The 22,393-nt window shown below is 40.6% G+C and carries 14 protein-coding genes; 10 read left to right on the forward strand and 4 right to left on the reverse strand.

Annotation, left to right across the window (positions count from 1 at the left end; all coding sequences use genetic code 11):
• The first annotated feature begins 9 nt into the window (after positions 1–9).
• The 9 genes from PLZ15_09415 to PLZ15_09455 all read left to right on the forward strand — a co-directional run bounded on the left by PLZ15_09415 (position 10) and on the right by PLZ15_09455 (position 11,289).
• Complete coding sequence (locus PLZ15_09415) at positions 10–792, forward strand: TIGR02757 family protein (GenBank protein ID HOI29960.1); 783 nt, start codon at positions 10–12, stop codon at positions 790–792.
• A 157-nt stretch (positions 793–949) separates the two neighbouring features.
• A complete protein-coding gene (locus tag PLZ15_09420) occupies positions 950–2,899 on the forward strand; it encodes an oligopeptide transporter, OPT family (protein HOI29961.1) in 1,950 nt (649 codons plus the stop codon).
• A gap of 78 nt (positions 2,900–2,977) precedes the next feature.
• The gene (locus tag PLZ15_09425) at positions 2,978–3,352 is read left to right on the forward strand and encodes a PqqD family protein (protein HOI29962.1); all 375 of its coding nucleotides are present in this window, start codon (positions 2,978–2,980) and stop codon (positions 3,350–3,352) included.
• A gap of 10 nt (positions 3,353–3,362) precedes the next feature.
• Positions 3,363–4,823: an aminoacyl-histidine dipeptidase gene (locus tag PLZ15_09430; GenBank protein ID HOI29963.1), complete on the forward strand. Its 1,461-nt coding sequence runs from the start codon at positions 3,363–3,365 to the stop codon at positions 4,821–4,823.
• A 78-nt stretch (positions 4,824–4,901) separates the two neighbouring features.
• Complete coding sequence (locus PLZ15_09435; GenBank protein HOI29964.1) at positions 4,902–6,164, forward strand: MFS transporter; 1,263 nt, start codon at positions 4,902–4,904, stop codon at positions 6,162–6,164.
• A 54-nt stretch (positions 6,165–6,218) separates the two neighbouring features.
• Positions 6,219–6,965, forward strand: coding sequence for a hypothetical protein (locus tag PLZ15_09440; GenBank protein ID HOI29965.1), 747 nt, complete (start codon positions 6,219–6,221; stop codon positions 6,963–6,965).
• Between the two features lie 16 nt (positions 6,966–6,981).
• Positions 6,982–7,944, forward strand: a complete 963-nt coding sequence (locus PLZ15_09445) for an aminopeptidase (GenBank protein HOI29966.1) — start codon at positions 6,982–6,984, stop codon at positions 7,942–7,944.
• Between the two features lie 104 nt (positions 7,945–8,048).
• Entirely contained in the window at positions 8,049–10,223 is a 2,175-nt protein-coding gene (locus PLZ15_09450) for a UvrD-helicase domain-containing protein (GenBank protein ID HOI29967.1), read from the forward strand.
• A 19-nt stretch (positions 10,224–10,242) separates the two neighbouring features.
• On the forward strand, positions 10,243–11,289 hold the full coding sequence (locus tag PLZ15_09455; GenBank protein ID HOI29968.1) for an ATP-dependent 6-phosphofructokinase: 1,047 nt from the start codon (positions 10,243–10,245) through the stop codon (positions 11,287–11,289).
• A gap of 52 nt (positions 11,290–11,341) precedes the next feature.
• Here the strand turns inward: PLZ15_09455 and PLZ15_09460 are convergent, their stop codons facing one another.
• From PLZ15_09460 to PLZ15_09475, 4 genes are all read right to left on the reverse strand, one after another.
• Complete coding sequence (locus PLZ15_09460; GenBank protein ID HOI29969.1) at positions 11,342–12,955, reverse strand: alanine/glycine:cation symporter family protein; 1,614 nt, start codon at positions 12,953–12,955, stop codon at positions 11,342–11,344.
• A 39-nt stretch (positions 12,956–12,994) separates the two neighbouring features.
• A complete protein-coding gene (locus PLZ15_09465; GenBank protein HOI29970.1) occupies positions 12,995–14,362 on the reverse strand; it encodes a sodium-dependent transporter in 1,368 nt (455 codons plus the stop codon).
• 203 nt (positions 14,363–14,565) lie between these two features.
• Positions 14,566–16,158, reverse strand: a complete 1,593-nt coding sequence (locus PLZ15_09470; protein HOI29971.1) for a sodium:alanine symporter family protein — start codon at positions 16,156–16,158, stop codon at positions 14,566–14,568.
• 33 nt (positions 16,159–16,191) lie between these two features.
• Positions 16,192–17,556, reverse strand: coding sequence for a sodium-dependent transporter (locus PLZ15_09475; GenBank protein ID HOI29972.1), 1,365 nt, complete (start codon positions 17,554–17,556; stop codon positions 16,192–16,194).
• 437 nt (positions 17,557–17,993) lie between these two features.
• Here PLZ15_09475 and PLZ15_09480 point away from each other — a divergent pair, with 437 nt between their 5' ends.
• Positions 17,994–22,349 (forward strand): fibronectin type III domain-containing protein, encoded by a 4,356-nt coding sequence (locus PLZ15_09480; GenBank protein HOI29973.1) that lies wholly within the window; start codon positions 17,994–17,996, stop codon positions 22,347–22,349.
• The last annotated feature ends 44 nt before the right edge of the window (positions 22,350–22,393 follow it).

A 22,393-nucleotide genomic window follows, 5' to 3' on the forward strand; every position in this document is an offset into this window, starting at 1 on the left:
GAACTATTTTTGAAAAACAGAGGACTGAAAGAAAAATTAGATTTTTATTACGAGTTGTTCGATCGGTCAAGAATCTCTCCCGACCCGTTAGAATTTCCCCACAGATACAATAATCCTTCCGATATTGAAATATCCGGACTCATTTCTTCTGTATTTGCATACGGAAATATTAAGCAGATAATAAGCATTTTAGAGAAACTTAACGCTATTATGTCCGGCAGTCCATACAGCTTTGTGTTAAACTATGATAAAAATTTGGGATGCAGTTTTTTTAATCTGCTAAAACACCGGTTTTATTCCGGTGATGATATATCCCGATTGTTTCTTGCCTTAAATAATATTTATAATAAATACGAATCGCTTGAATCTTTTTTTATGGCCGGTCACACAGGTGATTCAATTGACATAAAAGAAAGATTATCAGTTTTTTCCGGAAATATGACCGGAATAATGTCTAAAGGGAAATCCGTTAGTTATGGTATTAGATTTATGTTCCCTGATCCGATGAAGGGGAGTGGATGTAAAAGAGTGAATCTCTTTCTGAGATGGATGGTCCGTAAAGATGATCTCGATTTCGGAATATGGAAAAGAATACCGGCTTCAAAATTGATTATTCCGGTTGATACACATGTGGCCAGAATCTGCCAAAAATTAAAACTGACCGGTAAAAAAAATATATCTTGGTTGATGGCCGAAGAGATAACCGGAAAGTTAAGTAAGTTCGATCCGGATGATCCTGTTAAATATGATTTTGCAATTTGTCACATCGGTATGAGAAAGATGAAGTTTTAGGTATAATATTCTCTCAAAGAAAAGATTAGTTATCCTCATAGATAGATTCATAAATTATCATGTTGCTCAGATATGTTGCGATATTTATATTAGCAAACCGTTAAACAAGATTTTATAATTAATTCATAAAATCCTCACATCAACACAGGAGAAAAGTATGACGGAACAGAAAAAGTTCGTCCCCTTCGTCTCTTCAGAAACTAATATGGCAGAATTTACAATCCGTGCTTTAATTATCGGATTGGTTCTGGCGGTTGTTCTCGGTGCAGCTAATGCTTATCTAGGTTTAAAAGCCGGAATGACAATTGCAGCCACATATCCGGCTGCAGTGATTGGAATGGCGATAATTAAATTATTCAAGGGTACCATCTTAGAAGAAAATTTTGCCCGTACTGTCGGCTCGATTGGCGAATCGATTGCAGCTGGTGCAATTTTCACTTTACCTGCCTTTTTTATTGCAGGAATCTGGGATCCTTTCTTTACACCGGGTAATTATATTATTTCCGCTGCAATAATGGTTGCAGGCGGTGTTCTCGGTATTATGTTCGTGGCACTCTTAAGAAGGGTTATGGTTGAAGATGTTGAACTTCCGTTCCCTGAATCTGTTGCGGCTGCAGAAATTCATAAAGCAGGTCAGCACGGCGGTTCCGGTTCCAAGTTCCTCTTCAACGCTATGGGCGTTGGAGCATTGATTCAGGCTCTCGGTCAGTTCAAATTATTTGCTACCAGTGCCGACGGGTTACTTTCATTGAGCAAAGGAAATATCCTGTTCCGATCTCCCGATGTCAGCCCTGCCTATATGGGCGTTGGATACATTATCGGTCCCCGTCTGGCTTCATTAAACTTCTCAGGAGGAGTTATTGCCTGGGGTCTGCTCGCTCCGATAATTGCTTACTTTAAATTCGGTAATACGCCGATGGAAGGTCAGGATTGGGCAGGTACAATTGTTCAGGTCTGGAGAGATTATGTAAGACCGATAGCAATCGGCGGTATGCTCGTTGGCGCCGCATTCACACTCTGGAGAATGAGAAAAAATTTAATAGCCGGTATTTCAAGATCAATTGGCGATGTTAAGAAAGCAGCCAGCGGCAGCCATACTGTTGATAGAATTGAAAAGGATATTGCTTTCAAGTGGGTTATGATCGGAATTCTTGCAACAGCAGTATTAACATTCATTATATATGAGTTCTTCGCTCAGAATTTAGTTGCAGCGTTTATTGCTACGGTAGTAATGATAATTGCCGGATTCTTCTTTGCGGCGGTTTCGGGTTATCTTGTCGGTATAATCGGTTCATCAAATAATCCTATCTCCGGATTAACACTTTCAACATTAGTTGTTGCTGCATTATTGATGGTTGTACTCGGTATGACGGGAACACAGGGAGTAGCCGCGGTTCTTGGCGTTGCAGCTGTTGTCTGTGTTAGTGCTGCAGTTGCTGGAGAAATGCTTCAGGACCTTAAAGCTGGTCATATCCTTGGCGGTACGCCCTGGAAAATGCAGATCGGCGATCTAATCGGAATTGCGGTATCGGCAGCTGTAATGTTTATTCCTCTTATTATACTTCATGAAGGCGATATAAAAATGGGAGGTACTGGATTCGGTGGAGAAAAATTACCCGCACCGCAGGCCAGCCTTATGGCAATTCTTTCAAAAGGAATTGTTGCCGGCGAAATGGAATGGATTCTTATCTTTACCGGTATGCTTATGGGTGTAGGTTTTATTTTAATGAATATTAAAAGCCCTATGCTAGTGTCTGTCGGTATGTACTTACCGCTCGGTACTACATTTGCAATTTTTGTTGGCGGTTTAATTAAAGGCGCCGTTGAAATGGTAAATGCTAAAAAGAAATTTAACGATGCACAGAAATCAAGAGTAGAGAATACTGGAATTCTGCTCGCAGCTGGTTTGATTGCAGGGGAGGCACTTATCGGACTTCTCTTTGCGGGTTTTGCGTTCTTCGAGATTTCCTTATTCCATATTTTCGATTCCCCGAGTTTCTACATTAGTCTTGTAGTATTTGCATTGATAGCCTGGTATCTGATCAGAATACCTGTTAAGAATGCCGGAAGTCCGGATCAACCGGCTCCGCCGCAAGTATCAATGTAATCGTATTATCATCATTATTTATTTCCCCGGTTCATTGCAGTGCAATGTGCCGGGGAAGATTTTTTTTAAGGATCGATCATGCCTCTTAGCTTTAGTCAACGCAGAAGAATTCTGAAAAATGCCAATTACCTTGACCTTAGACCTTTACGCTTGCACAAAGATGAAATAGGTGAAGATAATATAGTCACAATCCTTATTCCGAAATTCAAAAATAGAATTGCTCTCAAATATATTGTCCCGAAACTGAAATCACCCGAAATAAAATTAAAACTCGACGAGATCGGATCTCAGACATGGCTCCTTCTCGACGGCAAAAAAACTGTAAGAGAAATTTCAAGTATTCTTTTAAATAAATTCGGCGAAAAAATTGAACCCGTAAATCAGAGACTAACAAAATTTCTTACGGGCCTTTACGAACAAAGATTGATAACATTTCAAGAAATTAATTTATAGGAGGTATTAGATGGGAAACGTATTAGGAAATTTAAAACCAGGACTATTATGGAAACATTTCGAAGAGATTTGCAATATTCCGCACCCGTCCCGCAAGGAAGAAAAAATTGCTAAATATGTAACAGGATTTGCAAAAAATAACAATCTTGAATTTCAAACCGATGAATTCGGAAACATTGTTATCAGAAAACCGGCTACACCCGGATTTGAAAACCGCACTCCAGTGGTCCTGCAGGGACATCTCGATATGGTTGCTGAAAAGAACAATGATGTAGCACACGACTTCGATAAAGATCCGATTCAAGCGTATATAGACGGCGACTGGGTAAAAGCGCGCGGAACAACCCTTGGAAGCGATAACGGTATCGGCGTTGCTGCTGCGCTTGCAGTACTCGAATCGAATGATCTGCAGCACGGTCCGGTTGAAGCACTTTTTACACTTGACGAGGAGACCGGTTTAAACGGGGCACAGGCATTGAAACCGGGATTTCTGAAATCGAAAATACTTATCAACCTCGATTCCGAAGAAGACGGCGCTTTTTATATAGGATGTTCGGGTGGGCAGAATACTTTTGTAAAATTCACTTTCAAACCCTCGGAAATTCCTGCTAACACTATTGCTTTAGAATTAAAAGTTACCGGATTGAAAGGCGGCCATTCAGGTCTGGATATTCAAACCGGAAGAGGAAATGCGGTTAAATTAATGTCCAGACTTCTTCACGATTTAAACAATAAATTCGGAATACGTCTAGTCTCCATAAACGGAGGTAGCAAGCATAATGCAATTCCAAGAGAGACATTCGCTGTTGTTCGGATTGCGAAGAAATTATCCGCGGATATTTTTGCGTATGTAGAGAGTTATAATGGTATTGTTAAAGAGGAACTTGCAAGTGTTGAGCCGAATCTGAATGTCTCTGCATCCGAGATTAAATCGAAAGCAAAGGTTATGGATAAAACCTTAGCGGCTAACCTTATCGATTCTCTTTATTCAGTTCCTAACGGTGTTATTAAAATGAGTGCGGATATTGAAGGATTAGTTGAAACATCTTCTAACCTTGCAGTCGTTGTCACAAAAGGTAAAACAGTAGAGGTTATTTTAAGCCAGAGAAGTTCAGTCGAATCAGAGAAGAAAGACATTTCAAATTCTATCGTCGCTCTTTTCAGACTTGCAAAAGCTGAAGTTAAGCAGGGTGATGGTTATCCAGGATGGAAGCCTGATATCCACTCGCCGGTCCTCGCCGTTATGAAAAATGTTTATGAGTCGATGTATAATAACCACCCGGAAGTTAAAGCGATTCATGCCGGTCTTGAATGCGGAATAATAAAAGAAAGATTCCCTGATATGGATATGATCTCTTTCGGTCCTACAATCACAGGCGCGCATTCACCAGATGAACAGGTTCAAATCAGTACTGTAGAAAAATTCTGGAATCTCTTATTGAACGCTTTAAGGAACATTCCTGCTAACTAATATTTGTTTCTCTATCCTGATCGTGCGGCTGATTTGATCAGTGCATGATCAGGATTATTATTCTATTAAAGGGAGATAATGGAAAATCAATCCTCTGCAAAACCCGAACCATCACAGCTTTTCCGGTGGCTTATTCTTGTGTTCGTTTCACTTGCAATGTTCGGCAATTATTATATTTACGACAGCATAAGTCCGCTCGCCGACTTGCTAGTAAAACAACTGAACTTTACTGATTCGGATATCGGTTTGCTTCAGGGCATCTACAGTGTACCGAATGTATTAATGGTTCTTCTCGGCGGAATTATAATAGACAAAATCGGAACCCGAATTTCAACATTCATTTTCACAACATTATGCCTTGTTGGAGCCATAATTACGGCTTCATTCGACAATCTGACTATGATGGCAATCGGAAGACTGGTGTTCGGACTCGGTGCTGAATCGATGATTGTTGCTGTTACAACAGTAATCGGAAGATGGTTTAAAGGGAAACAGCTTTCGTTTGCATTCGGATTAAATCTAACACTTGCTCGGCTCGGTTCTTTCGCGGCACTTAACTCACCTACCTGGGCCGGGGGATTGTACGAGAACTGGCAGTATCCGCTCCTTCTATCAGTTGGCGCCGGGGTAATCTCTATTGCTTCTGTAATTATCTACTGGGGAATGGATTCATTTGCTGAAAAAAATTATTCTTTAAGGCCTGTCCCTAAACAGGATAAAATTATTTTCAGGGAAATCTTCTCTTTCTCCAAGTCCTACTGGTTTGTAGTACTGCTTTGTGTAACTTTTTATTCGGGAATTTTTCCATTTCAGACTTTCGCGGTTAAGTTTTTTATTGATGTGCACGGAACAACAAGGGAGTTCGGAGGATTTCTTTCCAGCATGCTAACTCTTTCGGCAATGGTCTTAACGCCTTTATTCGGTCTCTTTGCAGACTATATCGGCCGGCGGTCTCTGCTTATGATGATCGGTTCTCTAATTCTTATTCCTGTTTACCTCCTTATGGCCTACACGAATATCTCACTCTTTATTCCTATGGCGATGATGGGACTTGCATTTTCTTTAATTCCCGCGGTTATGTGGCCCTCGGTTGCCATTATTGTTGATGAATCGAAACTTGGAACTGCATATGGACTTATGACTATGATACAGAACATCGGTCTAGCCGGATTTAATTTTATGATCGGCTGGGCCAACGACTTTTCAGGAGGTTATACACTCGGTATGTGGATCTTCTCTTCACTAGGATTCTTCGGACTCCTTTTCGCGTTACTGCTAAGACGGAGTGAAATGGGGCCGGGTAGTCATGGTTTGGAAAAAGGGATTCGAAATAGCCCTTAAGAACTTAACACTTTTTTTTGTAAATTGTCCCGAAGCTATGGAGTATTTTATCTGATGCTGAAATTGAGTTCAAAAATAATATTTCCCCTTGCGTTGATCTTTTTGCTTCCGGCGGCTGTAATAAAATCCCAGACTTTCGGTTTCGGTTGTCTTGGCCTTAGCGGTTTCTATGCGGGGTTTTCGCAGCAACAGTATATTGTTGACGGATTGAACGATTACATTAAGCTGAATAATTACGGTCCGGCTCCTTCTTCAGTTGTTGAATTTAAAAAAGGTTCCGGTTACCGTATCGGGGCTAATTTCTTCAGGGCAAAGTTCGAAAATTTCTTTATCTCCGCAAAAGGATTTTATCAGTTTATGAGGGAGAACCTCGAACAAAATCAGACCGCACAAAATTCAGTATTTAAAAATAAATATCAGCTCTCGATGAATCATTGGGGATTGGCCGTTGATATTGGTGTCCCGCTCCTCTCTATTATTGATTTGAAAATTATAGAAGGCGGTGTCGTTTTCTACAACACAGAATTTGTTCATACCGTGCTTGAAAATGATAAGCAGCTCTATGAACTGAAGTATGAACCGGCTAATAAAAAAGTAAATTATTATATCGCCTCGGGACTTTTAATTCATATTGTCCCGGATTATATCAGTATTGAAGGTACTGCAGGATACAGCTTCCTTAAATATGATCAGTTCGATCTTAAAACTGAATTACCTGTCGGTGCAGGAAAAATCACGAATCCGGTCGCCAAAGGGGGCTTTTTAGCCACTGTTCAATTAAATATCGGTTTCCCACTCTAATTACTAAAGGTGAATTATGAAATTATCTCAACTCGACAAAGCTTCTATCATTGCAATTCGCGACTGTATGGGGACTAAAAAAGAAGAATCCGTTTTAATCATTACTGACGAGAAAAAGAAAAAAATCGGTTACAACCTTTATAAAAATTCTCTCGGTCTGGGTCATGAATCTTTATATGTTGAGATCAAATCGAGAGAGATGCACGGACAGGAACCGCCCGAACAGGTCGGCCGGTTAATGAAAATGTTCGACGTTGTACTTTGTCCTACTGCCAAATCTTTAACGCATACTAATGCAAGAAGGGAAGCTTCGGCACAGGGTTCAAGAATCGCTACTTTCCCGGGTATTACTGAAGAGATTATGGTAAGAGGATTAAATGCTGATTATAAAAAAATTGCAGCACTCACAATAAGATTAACAGATATTCTTACAAATACTAATATTGTCCGGGTTACGGCTCCTAATGGAACTGATATAACAATGGATATTTCAACCAGGCAAGGTCACGCTAGCAAAGGACTCTTCCACGCAAAAGGGGAGAGCGGAAATTTGCCTACCGGAGAAGCATACATAGCGCCACTCGAAGGAAAATCGAACGGCGTTTTTGTTGTTGACGGATCCATGGCCGGTATCGGCGTAATCAAAGGCAGACCGATAAGAATTGTTGTTGAAGACGGTTTCGCTGTAGAAATTTCAGGAGGTGCCCAGGCAAATAAACTTAACAAGATCCTAAGCAATTACGATATGCCTGCAAGAAATATTGCTGAGTTCGGTATCGGTACCAATGATAAAGCGAAACTGAGCGGACTTCTTCTTGAAGACGAAAAAGTAATGGGCACAATTCATATTGCCATCGGCGATAACAAATCGATGGGCGGACTGGTAAATGTTCCGATTCATCTCGATGGAGTCGTAAAAAGACCAACCGTATATTTCGACGGTGCAATGATTATGAAGAACGGAAAACTTCTTATTTAATTTTCCGTCTCTTTTAACACATATTATTTTCTTTAATCCGGATTGAAAATCCATCCGATTTTTCATACCTTTGCCAGCTAAAATTCCACAAAAACCAAGAAACCATGAAAATTCTAAATGATCTAAATCAGGAACAGCTCAAAGCTGTGGAGTACAATTCCGGTCCACACATGATTGTAGCGGGTGCCGGATCGGGAAAAACACGCGTTTTAACATATAAAATCGCATATTTGATCGATAAAGGGCTTGAACCTGATTCAATTTTGGCGCTTACTTTTACTAATAAAGCTGCCAAGGAAATGAAAGAAAGGATTAAAGTTCTGGTTGGAAAAAAAGCCTCATCTCTCTGGATGGGCACATTTCATTCCATCTTTGCACGGATTCTCAGGATTGAAGCAAAATCCCTCAATTATCAACCAAATTTTTCGATATACGACCGGGAGGATTCGGTCTCTCTTGTCAGTAATGTTTTGCAGAATCTGAATATTAACCTTGAAAATCTTACCCCGAATGGAGTTCAGCATAAAATCAGCTTTCTCAAAAACCAAATGATTAAACCGGAAAACTTCGGCAAAAATATGGCAACTACACTTGCCGATAAAAAATTTCTTGAAATCTATACCGAATACAATAAACGTTTATTCGAAAATAATGCCATGGATTTCGACGACCTTCTTCTGAAGCCGATCGAATTATTCGAAGAAAATTCAAAGATCCTATCCAAATACAAGAAGCAATTTAAATATATCCTTGTTGATGAATATCAGGATACAAATAAAGCTCAGTATCAGTTGCTTAAATTATTAAGTCCCACTAAAGATAAAGTCTGTGTTGTCGGTGATGATGCACAAAGTATCTACAGCTGGCGCGGTGCCGAAATAAAAAATATGCTCAACTTTAAAAAAGATTTTAAAGGGGCAAAAATTTTCAGGCTCGAGCAGAATTACCGTTCAACAAAAATGATTCTTGCCGCAGCGGATTCCATTATTAAGAATAATACAGAGCAGATTACAAAAACGTTATGGACGGAAAATAACGACGGTGAAGAACTTACTCTGATGCGGGCTTCTGATGAAAAGGATGAAGCGTTTCAGATCGCTAAAAAAATTAAGAAGGAAATCTCTACTCGTAAATTGTCCTTAAATGATATTTCAATTTTCTACCGGCTTAATTCTCAGTCGAGAGCTCTTGAAGATGCTCTTAGAAGAGAGAAAATTCCTTATAAGATTGTCGGCGGTGTTGAGTTTTACAGAAGAAAGGAAGTGAAAGACGTACTGGCATATCTTAGAGTTCTTACTAACCAGAATGACGAGGAAAGTTTACTTCGTATAATGAACTTCCCGCAAAGGGGCATAGGGAATACATCTATAACGAAAATGATTGCGTTTGCCCGTAAGCTCGAGCTTTCTCTCTTTACTACTATGTCCCGTGTGTTTGAGGTTATTGAAGTAAAAGAAAGAATACAGAAAAATGTAAAGCAGTTTAAGATGTTACTTGACAAGTATATTGATCTCAAGGATAAACTCTCGATTGGTGAATTGACTTCGGCGCTTGTTGACGAACTCGGTATATTGAAAATTTATAAGGAAGAAAATTCAGCCGAATCGATGGCCAGGTACGACAATATTCAGGAGCTCCTCTCCGCGGTTCAGCAGTACAGCAAAGAAAATCCGGATTCTAAACTTGATGATTTTCTTGCCGAAGTCTCTCTTGTCTCAGGTGTGGATCAGTACGATGAGAAGGTCAATTCGGTTACACTGATGACTGTTCATAGTGCAAAAGGATTGGAATTCCCGTTAGTATTTATCACCGGTCTCGAAGAGGATATTTTCCCCTTAAGTCCCCGCTTTGATTCGGATTCCAAGATTGAAGAGGAGAGACGATTGTTCTATGTCGCCATAACGCGCGCTCAGCAGAAAGTATTTCTAACGTATGCGCGTTCTAGATATCGTTTCGGAGAGGTGGCATATCAGAGCAAATCAAGATTTCTTGATGAACTGGATGAAAATACATTTGAAGAATTGAACGGCGCAGGTGGCAGAAAGTCCGGAAGACGCAAAAGGGATTTTGTAGATGAATATTATCAGGAGAGTTACGACGATTTTGATCAGGAGAGAAGATCTCTGCGTGTTGGCAGCCGGGTTACTCATCAACTCTTTGGAATGGGAAAAATACTTCAGATTGTTGGAACCGGTGATATGCAGAGAGTTACAATTGCTTTCGAAGAAAGCGGTACTAAACAGCTTCTTACTAAATTTGCCAATTTAAAACTGATATAATTTTTAAACCGGAGTATATATGAAAATAGGAATATTAACCGGCGGGGGAGATTGCCCCGGTCTAAATGCTGTTATTAGAGCTGTTGTTAGAAAAGCACTTCAAAGCGGTAAAGAGGTTATAGGAATTAGGGAAGGTTGGAAGGGGTTAATAGACAACAATTATTGTAAGCTCGACCGTGACACAATTTCCGGTATACTTCATCGCGGAGGTACAATTCTTGGCACATCAAGAACAAATATCTACAAAATTGAAAATGGTGAAGAGACGGTAAAAAACAATCTTGCTAAAAACGGAATTGATGCTATCGTTGCTATCGGCGGTGAGGATACTCTCGGTATAGCTTCCAAATTGTATAAAGCCGGTGTTAAAGTTGTTGGTGTCCCTAAAACAATTGATAATGATTTAAATGCAACCGACTTTACATTCGGATTCGATACTGCCGTTAACATTGCTACGGAAGCAATCGACAGGCTTCATACAACAGCGGAATCGCACAACAGAGTAATAGTTGTTGAAGTTATGGGAAGACATGCCGGATGGATTGCCATCTGGGCTGGGATTGCCGGAGGAGCCGATATCATACTTGTTCCCGAAAAACCATTTAACATTGATGAAGTTTGTTCTGTTTTAACAAAACGTCATGCCAGCGGAAAAAGCTTCAGCATAGTTGTAGTTTCGGAAGGGGCAAAACTTCAGACTGAAGACGAAGCAGATAAAGACGGATCATTTATTCTCAGCAGCATGAAGAAAGACTCATTCGGTCATGTCCGTCTCGGCGGAATCGGTAATGTGCTGGCTGATGAAATTGAAAAAAGAACCGGTTATGAAACCAGGGCTACTATTCTCGGTCACATTCAGAGAGGCGGAAGCCCTACAGCCTATGATAGAGTTCTTGCAACACGCTTTGGTGTTTTTGCCGCGGAACTGGTTAATAAAGGGGACTGGGGGAAAATGGCATCGCTGAGAGGTAATGAAATTATTGGAGTTGAACTTGCAGAAGCAACAGGGAAATTAAAAACTGTTGATATGGAATTAATGCAGGTTGCTGAAACTTTCTTCGGATAAGAGATTAAAATTCCGGGTCTCTGCAGTAAGTTGCAGAAACCCGGAAGACTTATTATTTATTCTTCTCTTTTAACAATTCTTTATACGGCACATGTTTCATCGAGAAATAATTCTTAACATCCTTCTTTAGCACACCCGACAATAAAATAATCGTTAGCAGGTTTGGTGCTGTCATGAATCCGAGTGCGGCATCCCCGAAAGCCCAGATAGCCTCCAGTTCAGCTATTGCCCCGATAAATACAAATACAATGAATACCCATTTATAAGGAAGGATTGCTCTCTCTCCGAAGAGATAATGCGAAGCTCTATCGCCGTAGTATGACCAGCTGATAATAGTCGATGTTGCGAAGAGCAGAACTCCGAGCGTTACAATTTTATCACCGTAACTGAAAAGCCAGCTTAAGCCCTGCTTGAACGCATAAGAGGTCAGTAAACTTGCGTTGTACATAGCCCCTGAGAAAGAAGGATCTATATGATTTACGTAGTACTGAGTATGATGCCACGCATCTGTCGTAATAATAACTAATCCTGTTAACGTACAGATTGTAATTGTGTCGATGAACGGTTCGAGCAAGGCAACAGTTCCTTCTCTTACGCCGTATTTAGTCTTTGCTGTTGAATGGGCGATGGGTGCGCTCCCCTGGCCGGATTCATTGGAGTAGAGACCTCTTTTCACGCCCCACAAAACAGTATTAAGCCAGATTAAAAATGTTCCCCCGCCTACTCCGGCAATTTGAGCAGGGGGATTGAATGCAAAATCGAATATCATGCCGAAGGCCGGCCCTAAATGAGGCAGATTGGAAATCAGAACAACTAGTGAAGTAAAAACATATATCACTGCCATGAAAGGTGAAAGAAATCCGGTTACATTTCCAATTCTTTTTATGCCGCCGATTATTACAAGGCCAATAAGGCTCGATAACACAAGGCCAATTATTATCTGAGTATAAGAAACAGAAAAATTTCCGATGATAGCATGCTGGATAGTCCAGAAACTTTCTGTACCTAGAATCTGTTTGGTTTCCGAAAACAACTGGTCGGAAAGTGTAAAAGCCTGAATCGCGTTACCCGTTGCAAACGAACATATGACAGCAAAGCTTGCAAAAAGAATAGCAAGCCATTTCCATTTAGGACCCAATCCTTTTTCAATTGTGTACATCGGACCGCCGGCCGCTGATCCATCCGGCAGAATATCCCGGTGCTTATGTGCCAGCGATACTTCGGCAAATTTGAGTGCGGTTCCGAACAATCCTGTCATCCACATCCAGAATAATGCACCAGGTCCGCCGTAATAAATTGCGGTAGCTACTCCGGCAATATTTCCAATTCCAACTGTTGCCGATATGGCGGTTGCGAGTGCTTTGAAATGACTGAGATCTCCCTGATCACTTGGGTCATCATATGTTCCGGCTGTTACTTTAATTCCGTGCCAGAAATATCTGATCTGCGGGAATAGCAGTTTAAATGTGATGAAAACACCTGTACCTAACAATAAAAGAAGCATAAGAGGGATTGAACCGAGAGGTACTTCTTTACTCGGAAAATTCTTAATGCTTTCAATATTTCCGGGGAAGGACCAAACGGTATTAAAAAATTCCTCTCCGCCAAATATGAATATTGAAAAGATGATTCCAAGTGTAATTAGACCGGCAGTTGATTTTTTCATATCTCTCTATTTTTTGTGATGAAATGAATTGTCAATGATCTAAATTATTCCTAAGGAACTAAGTAAAACAATTATGATTAATATCGGTGCAACGAATCTCAAAATTATTTTCCAGTAGCCTAAAAGCCACGGAAATTTGCCGAACACGGATTCGGCTCCCTCTTTAACATTCTGAATTACAGTTTCAAATCCCCAGTACCATCCTACAAACAGGGCAATGAAGAATCCGCCGATCGGTAATAATAAATTCGAGGAAATAAATTCTGTAAGTCCGAAAAAGGTTAGACCGAATATCTGTGCGTCTGCAAGAAGATTAAACGATAACGCGCTAGGAATACCAAGTAATAAAGAAAGCGAACCGAAAAAGAGTACTGCTTTTTTTCTGCTCCATCCTTTCTCATCTACAAAATATGCGGTTACTACTTCGAGCAATGAAACGGTTGATGTAAGAGCTGCTAATGTTAATGCAAAGAAAAACAGGATAGAGAAGAAGTATCCGCCCGGCATCTTTGTGAATACCACCGGAAGCGTGCGGAAAATAAGACTCGGACCTACGTCAGGATTCTGACCAGTAGCAAATACGACTGTGAAGATGCAGATGCCCGAAATAATTGCTATCGATAGATCAAGCATTGCAATCCATACAGATGACCCGGGTACATTTTGTTTCTTAGACATATAGCTACCGTAAGTAAGCATTGCCCCCATTCCAAGACTCATAGAGAAAAACGCCTGCCCGAGTGCTGAAAGTATAACTCCAGTGTTTATTTTACTGAAGTCGGGATTGAATAAATACTCAAGTCCTTTGGAAGCACCGTCAAGAGTTAATCCTCTAATCATAAGAACAATCAATAACACGAAGAGCATCGGCATCATTATTTTACTTCCTCTTTCAATCCCTTTCTGAACGCCGAAATAGACTATTCCCATTGTCAGCAGCATAAAAAGAGCAAGTAGTCCTACGTTCCAGAAAGAATTCTGAGTGAGTTCTGTAAAATGACTGTTTGCAGTTTCCGGGATATTATAATTCATTAAATTCCCGTTGACAGCTTCAATAATATATCCGAATGTCCATCCTGCAACAACAGTATAAAAAGAGAGGATTACAAATGCGGCGATCACTCCCATTCCGCCGATACCAGACCAGAACGGAGATTTACTTAATAATTTAAATGACCCTACAGGATTTTTCTGAGTTGTTCTACCGATCAGAATTTCTGCAACCAGTACCGGAATTCCGATAACAAACACGCAGATAATATAGACAAAAATAAAAGCAGCTCCGCCGTTTTCTCCGGCCAGATATGGAAACCGCCAGATATTCCCTAGTCCAACTGCTGAACCGGCAGCGGCCAGAATAAAACCGATTTTACTGCCCCATTGTTCGCGCTTAGAGTTTGAATGCATCTAAATACCTATTCTTTATTAATGATTACTATTTATGAGTAATGATTGATTGTATTAATAAGGATGCAACAAATCTGAAGGTTGCGCCACAATTTAATAATCTCAAAAATAAATCGCAGGAAAATCGAAGAATTATTGGAGATAAAATACGGGGATTAATTCATGACGATTAATCCCCGGAAGTGTCAGTTAATTTTATTTGTTCATCTTTTTTTGAACGGAATGTGCTTAATGGAAAAATATTCCTTCACATCTTTCTTAAGAACTCCGGATAACAAAATGATAGAGAGAAGGTTGGGGGCTGTCATGAACCCTAACGCCGCATCACCGAATGCCCATATAGCTTCAAGCTCTGCAACAGCTCCTATGAAAACGAATACAACAAAGACCCATTTGTAATAAATTATCGCTTTCTCTCCGAAAAGATAATGGGTTGCCCTGTCACCGTAATACGACCAGCTGATAATTGTTGAGATTGAAAAGAGGAATACTCCGATTGTAACTATCTTATCCCCATAGTCAAATAGCCAGCTTAAACCCTGCTTGAATGCGAATGCAGTAAGCAGACTTGCGTTCAATAATTCACCATCATACTCGGGATTCATCAATTTATAATACTGTGTATGATGCCAGGCGCCGGTAATAATTATAACGAGTCCGGTTAATGTACAAATGATTATTGTATCGATAAACGGTTCAAGCAATGCGACTGTACCTTCGCGAACTCCGTATTTCGTTTTAGCGGTTGAGTGCGCAATCGGTGCGCTTCCCTGACCGGATTCATTTGAATACAATCCTCTTTTAATTCCCCAGAGAGCCGTATTAAGAATAACGAGAAATGCACCGCCGCTAACGCCCGCGATCTGTGCCGGAGGATTGAATGCCATTTGAATAATCATTCCGAGGGAAGGGAAGAGCTGCGGTAGATTGGAAATAACTACTACCATCGCGGTAACAAAATAAAACACCGCCATAAAAGGGGAGAGGATACTTGTGACATTTCCAATTCTTTTTATTCCGCCTATAATTACAGATCCTACAACTGTTGAAATAAAAATTCCGTTTAAAATCTGAGAGACAGAAACAGAAAATCCGGAAAAGATTTCATGCTTCAGAGTCCAGAAACTTGTTGTGCCGGCTATCTGAGAATATTCGGAGTATAGCTGGTCTGAGAGAGTGAAAGATTGAATTGCGTTGCCGGTCGCGAATGAACAGATAACGGCAAAGCTCGCGAATAGAATCGCAAGCCATTTAAAATTTTTCCCGAGTCCTTTTTCAATTGTGTACATCGGTCCGCCCGCTACGGATCCATCGGGTAGAATATCCCGGTATTTATGTGCAAGAGAACACTCGGCAAATTTAAGCGATGTACCAAAGATGGCCGATATCCACATCCAGAAGAGCGCACCGGGGCCGCCATAGTAAATTGCTGTTGCAACACCGGCGATATTTCCGATGCCTACGGTTGCCGAGATTGCCGTTGAAAGCGCTTTAAAGTGGCTGAGGTCGCCGGCATCTTTCGGATCATCATATACACCTGCCGTAACTTTTATTCCGTGCCAGAAATAACGGAATTGCGGAAAGAAATTTTTAACGGTTATAAAAATCCCGGTACCGAGTAGTAGAGCTAGTATCAGTGGAATAGAACCTAACGGTAGATCTTTACTCGGGAATTCTTTAATACTTTCGAAATTACCGGGGAATGACCAGACAATATCGAAAAAGGATCTTCCGCCGAAAATAAAAAGCAAAAAGATTATTCCGATAGTTACAATACCTGCAGTGGATTTTTTCATGGATTTAGATTGGTTAGTTTCGGATTCATTTAATTAAAGTAATCCAATTGAACTTAACAGGACAATTATTATTAATACCGGTGCAATAAACCTTAGAATAACTTTCCATAACCCGATTATCCAGGGAAATTTATCGAATATTTTTTCACTTCCGTCTTTTAGAAAATTGAGTACTTTATCAAACCCCCACAACCATCCGACAAAAATCGCGATAAAAAATCCGCCAATCGGAAGCATCAGATTTGACGAAATGAATTCTGTGAGATCGAAAAAATTAAGTCCGGCAATCTTAAAATCGGAAAGTAAATTAGTTGAGAGTGCGCTTGGAATTCCGAGGATTAATGAAAGTGTTCCAAACACTATAACTGCTTTTTTACGTGCCCAACCTTTCTCATCTACAAAATAGGCAGTAACAACTTCTAAAAGTGAAACTGTTGATGTAAGTGCAGCTAGTGCGAGTGCAAGGAAAAACAGAATTGAGAATAAATGCCCGCCCGGCATTTTTGTAAATACAACCGGCAATGTTCTAAAGATAAGGCTTGGTCCGACGTCCGGATTCTGTCCCGTTGCGAATACAACCGTAAATATGCAGATGCCTGCAATAATGGCAACAGATGTATCAAGAAATGCAATCCATACCGATGATGTAGGTATATTATCTTTTTTACTCATATAGCTGCCGTAAGTAAGCATTGCACCCATTCCAAGACTTAGAGAAAAGAATGCCTGGCCCAGGGCAGCGAGAATCACTTTTGTATTTATCTTACTCCAGTCGGGATTAAAAAGATAATTGATACCTGCCGACGCTCCGTCGAGTGTTAATCCTCTGATCATTAAAACAATAAGTAGAACGAAGAGGAGAGGCATCATAATTTTGCTGCCGAGTTCAATTCCTTTTTGAACACCGAAATAAACTATGCCCATCGTGAGGATCATAAATATCGCGAGCTGCGATACGTTCCACATCGGATCTAAAGTCAAAGTTGAGAAATGCTCGCTGGTTTTTTCGGCAACGTCATAGTTTAGAAGGGATCCGTTTACAGCTTCAGCAATATATCCGAGAGTCCATCCGGCAACAACAGAATAGAAGGAGAGAATTACAAATCCGGCAATAACACCCATTCCGCCTATGCCATGCCAGAATTTTGATTTTGTAAGGACCTTAAAAGAACCGACAGGATTTTTTTGCGCGGTTCTTCCAATCAATATTTCAGCAATGAGAACCGGTATACCGATTGCGATTACACATACTACATAAACAAAAATAAATGCCGCGCCTCCGTTTTCGCCGGCCAGGTAGGGGAATCTCCAGATATTTCCGAGACCTACTGCAGATCCCGCCGCCGCAAGTATAAATCCGATTTTGCTTCCCCATTGTTCTCTTGGACCCGAATTCATAAATTGGTTTTACCTTTTTAGTTTAAAAATTCGGGCAAATATTCAATATTAAATTCTGATAAGCAACAGAAAAATTCACTTTTACTATCTTATATATATTCCTGCTGCAGGGGATTATTGCCTGAACTCCAGATTAAATATCCCGGTTTCAGAATGACCAATAAAAAGCCCTGAAGAAGTGTCGAAATTTTTTTTTAAATGAATTTCAATTTTTTACTTGACAATAAGACATTCAGTCCTTAGCTTTGAACCAGTTACCAGCCGAAGTTCATATAAGAGTATTATTCTTTAATCAGTAATAAAGAAAGAAGGTAATCTGAGGGGATTAGCTTTTTCTTATTTTAATTACCAGCCGACAGCCGAAAATAGATACAGCCGAAAGGGTAAAACAGCCGAGCTTAAACTATAAGTTTGTTTAATTTCTAAAGAGGGTGCTTATGAAAAACAAATTTACTGTTTTTGCACTGTTCATCTTCCTGTTCACAGGAATGAACTTTGCACAAACGTATTACGTCAGTACAACCGGGAATGATGCTAACGACGGTTCTCCCGGAACCCCCTGGTTAACAATTCAGCACGCAATTGATAATGTCGCCTCTGGTTCTACGATTAATGTTGCTGCAGGTACCTATACTGAGGACTTAACAATTCCTGTAGGAAAGACCGGTATTGAATTTATTGGTGCTGGTGCCGGCTCGACATTTATCCAGGGCGTTACAAATGTGCCTATCGCAAGTTGGCCGTTAGCTGATCCAAATATTGAGATACTTGGGAATGGTACAATTATTCATGGTTTTACTATTGTCAGCCCATTATGGGTAGATGGTTTTTACAGCAGCGGAATTGTCATAGGCGCAACTGATGTTGAGATATATGACAATGAATTTCGGATTGCCGGTTCTGATGACACTGATGATATATCTCAAGGAATTCAGACTGTCTTTAATGCCGACATCTCCGGATTGAATATTCATAACAATGTTTTTACACACAATGCAGTTTCAGCAGCTGGTTACGAAGGAATTTATATAAATAAAAATTCCGGCGTAGGTACGATTACAGTAAAATGGAATTCATTTACAGGTAATGTACTAAGAGCTATAACAACTGAAGCTTCCAATTCATCAATAATTGAGAATTCGATTGTAACAGATTTATCCGCTGGTTTGCCCGGAGGTTATCAGGGTATTAACATTACTTATGCTATCGGATCCGGAACAGTTGATAATGTTATTGTTGATGGAAATACAGTAACCGGAACAGGTGGCGGTGGTTTCCAGTTTGGTGTCAATATCGGAACAGGAGCCAATAATAATACCTTTACAAATATTCTGATCCAGGGTAATGACATTAGCGGAAATCAAACTGGAATCAGAGTCCGTGAAGATGCCGGTGATGTGATTGTTACTGACAATGATTTAGATCTAAATACTACTTATGGTATAAACAATGCAGATCCCGGTTTAAATCTTCTTTCTGCTGAAGCCAATTGGTGGGGTAATTTATCTGGTCCATTTAATGCAACTACTAATGCTTTAGGTACCGGAAGCCCGGTTTCTGACAATGTAGATTATTCCCCCTGGTACGGTGCAGACCGCACTACTACTCCAATGACATATTATGGCGATACATCCGATCCGGATTATGTTGATGACGCTATCGATAATGCACAGAACGGTGATGAAGTTATTATTCAGGCAGGTACTTACAATGCTTTCACCGTGGATAAAGAAGTAACACTTACTGCTGAACCCGGAACAATTGTTAATCACGGGTCACCGGCAATTACTGTTGCCGCAGATAACGTGACAATCGACGGTTTCACTTTCAGTTACCTCGATCCTGATTATGCAATTCAGATCGATCCGAATTATACAGGTACAGTAATTGTAAATTGCAATTTTGATGTGCCTAACGCAGTTGATAACCAGAGCAATCAGACGGTACTCGCAGAAAATAACTACTGGGGATTCAACGGTGCCTACGATGGCCCGACTATTAGTACAAATCCGGGAGGAACCGGAGGCGTAATAAGCGAAAACCCGGGTGCCGGTGCTGTTGATTACGATCCATGGGTAGGTAAAACTACCAGCCCTGTTACAGGTTATGTTGGAACATCCAATTTAAATATTCTGGTTTCATGGGACTGGCTCAATTTCTTCGGACCGGATTTCGATTTTGAACTTGATCACGGCGGAGTTCAGGGTGAGGATTTGAGTACAAGCGTAAATACAAACAGCATTAATATTGCGGGTCCACTTCTTTTCAATACAACTTATAACTGGTATGTAAGAAGCCAGACTGATCCTCTAGGAACATGGATTGGTCCATTCTCCTTTACCACTACAGCAGATGATATTACATTAATTTCTCCTGCTGATTTATCTGAAGGAGTTGCAACATCCTTCACATTTACATGGAGCGCAGCTCCCGGTGCTGACGATTATCAAATTCAGGTTGATGATGATCCTGCATTCGGTTCACCTTTCATTCAGACAACAACGGGCGGAGCTACTTCCTATGCTGCAGTCGGTTTAACTCCGGGAACAACTTACCATTGGAGAGTCCGTGCAACAAATAACGGCGGAGTAACTTGGGGTCCTTGGACTGCATCCTGGGAATTCTTTACGACATTCTTAGTCAGTGTTTCCAATCCTTCACAGACCAATTACGCTGTCGGAATTTCTGTTCTGCCAACATTTACCTGGTTAGCAGTGGCTGGCGCAGCAAGTTACGATCTTGAAGTATCTACGGATCCTGCTTTTGGTGCACTTGTTCCGTTGACTTCAAGTACGAGCATAGGAGCTTTAACTTACACTGTTGCCAATTTTGAACAATTAACTTCCGGTACACTTTACTACTGGAGAGTTAAAGCAAATGGCGGTCCGAGTGACGGAAAATATTCCGGCTCCTGGGAATTCACAACACATTTAGGAAATCTTACAATTACAACTTACTATGCATCCGGCACATCTGTTAACCTTGCCTGGTTACTGTTGCCTTACACTGCAAATGTTAAATATGACATTTATTATTCTGATGATAGTTTCTTATCCTATACTACGATTCCAAATCTTACAAATGCATTTTATACAATTAACGGTTTAGCGGCCGGCACAACTTACGATGTTATTGTTAGAGCTAAGAATAATGCCGGTACAGTTATTATCACATATTCGTCGGCTGTTAGTTTCACAACACCCGGATTACCGACACCTTACCAATCGTATCCGATTGGAGGAGCTACCACTTATTCCAATCCTCCATATCTATACTGGTACACAGGAACGTTATTCTCAGGTCAGTATCAGGTTAGATATGCAACTGATCCTTCAGTTGACGGATTTGGGACATTAAATCACGGATCGGCTACATTTTTAGCTTATACTTCAAACCTTTATACAGTTTTCCCTGCTCCTTTAACAGCAGGTCAAACTTACTATTGGCAGGTTAGAGTATTTGATGGTGTTAACTACGGCAGCTGGTCTTCGGTTGAAAGCTTTGTTGTTTACAGTTCAACACCTACTGTTGCGCCAGTACCTTATCCTTCCTGGCCGGTTGGCGGTTATTATTATTACATTAATCCGCCTACCTTCTTCTGGTATACAGGCACATTTACAACCGGATTGTACTTCCAGGTACAATGGGATGACGATTCGGACCTTAATGTAGCTCCACTCGGAACATCGGCATGGTTTGCATCAAACCTCTACTATACTCTTGGTGCAAGTTTAACTTCGGGTACTTACTGGTGGAGAGTCAGATCATCGGTTGATAACGGTTTAACATGGTCAGCCTGGTCAACAACTGAGAGCTTTGTAATACCTGCTTCAATTAATTCAGTTTCAGTTGCATATCCGACTTCACCTGTTGGTGTTGAAGTATCAACATTGAATCCTACACTCTCATGGTTTGCGGTTACACCTCCTGCACTTCAGTACAAAGTAAGAATTTCACCTTACTCGAGTACTGATGGAAACGGAATGCTGAATCACGTTACTGCTACCGAAACAGGATGGATTGGAGTAACATCATCAGCATTTAATTCACTGACATTTACTCCTTCAATCACATTATACGCAGGAGCAACATATTACTGGCAGGTTCAGTCCCGTCTGGCTGCAGCACCGAATACTGAAGCAAGCTGGTCTTACGTTGCAAGTTTCCAAACCGCCGCCGGAGCCATGGCTATCGTCCCGTTTGCTGTTAGCCCGATTCAAGGACAGCCGATCAATAGTACAACAGCATTGCTTTCATGGGCATTGCCTTCCCAGCCTTCTACTCATCTGAAATATGATGTTGAATACTCGAAGAATGCTGACTTCAGTGGTGCAATCAGAATAAGCAGTGTTGATGAGAAATTTGCAAAAGTCGATGGATTAGATCCTAATACAAAATACTATTGGAGAGTTTATTCTAAAAATAATACCGGTTCTCAGTCAGTCTATTCTGCTGTCGGTTCATTTAACACCGGCGGATTGACAAGCGTAGAACCAGAGCATCAAGTAATACCAGCCAATTTCATATTAGAGCAGAATTATCCTAATCCGTTTAATCCGTCCACAAGAATTAACTATGCTATACCAAACGACAATTTCGTTACTGTTAAAGTATACGATATGCTTGGTAGAGAAGTTAATACACTTGTAAACGAATACAGAAATGCAGGCAGTTATTCTGCTGTCTGGAACGGGGAGGACAGTTCAGGGCAGAAGGTTGCCAGCGGTACATATGTGTACAGAATTACAGCAGGCAGCTTTGTTGCTACAAAGAAAATGGTTCTCTTAAAGTAATTTCAAAATTGTTGAATTATGAAATCTATTTTACAACAAAAATT

The sequence above is a fragment of the Melioribacteraceae bacterium genome (assembly GCA_035362835.1).
Lineage (GTDB): Bacteria > Bacteroidota > Ignavibacteria > Ignavibacteriales > Melioribacteraceae > DSXH01.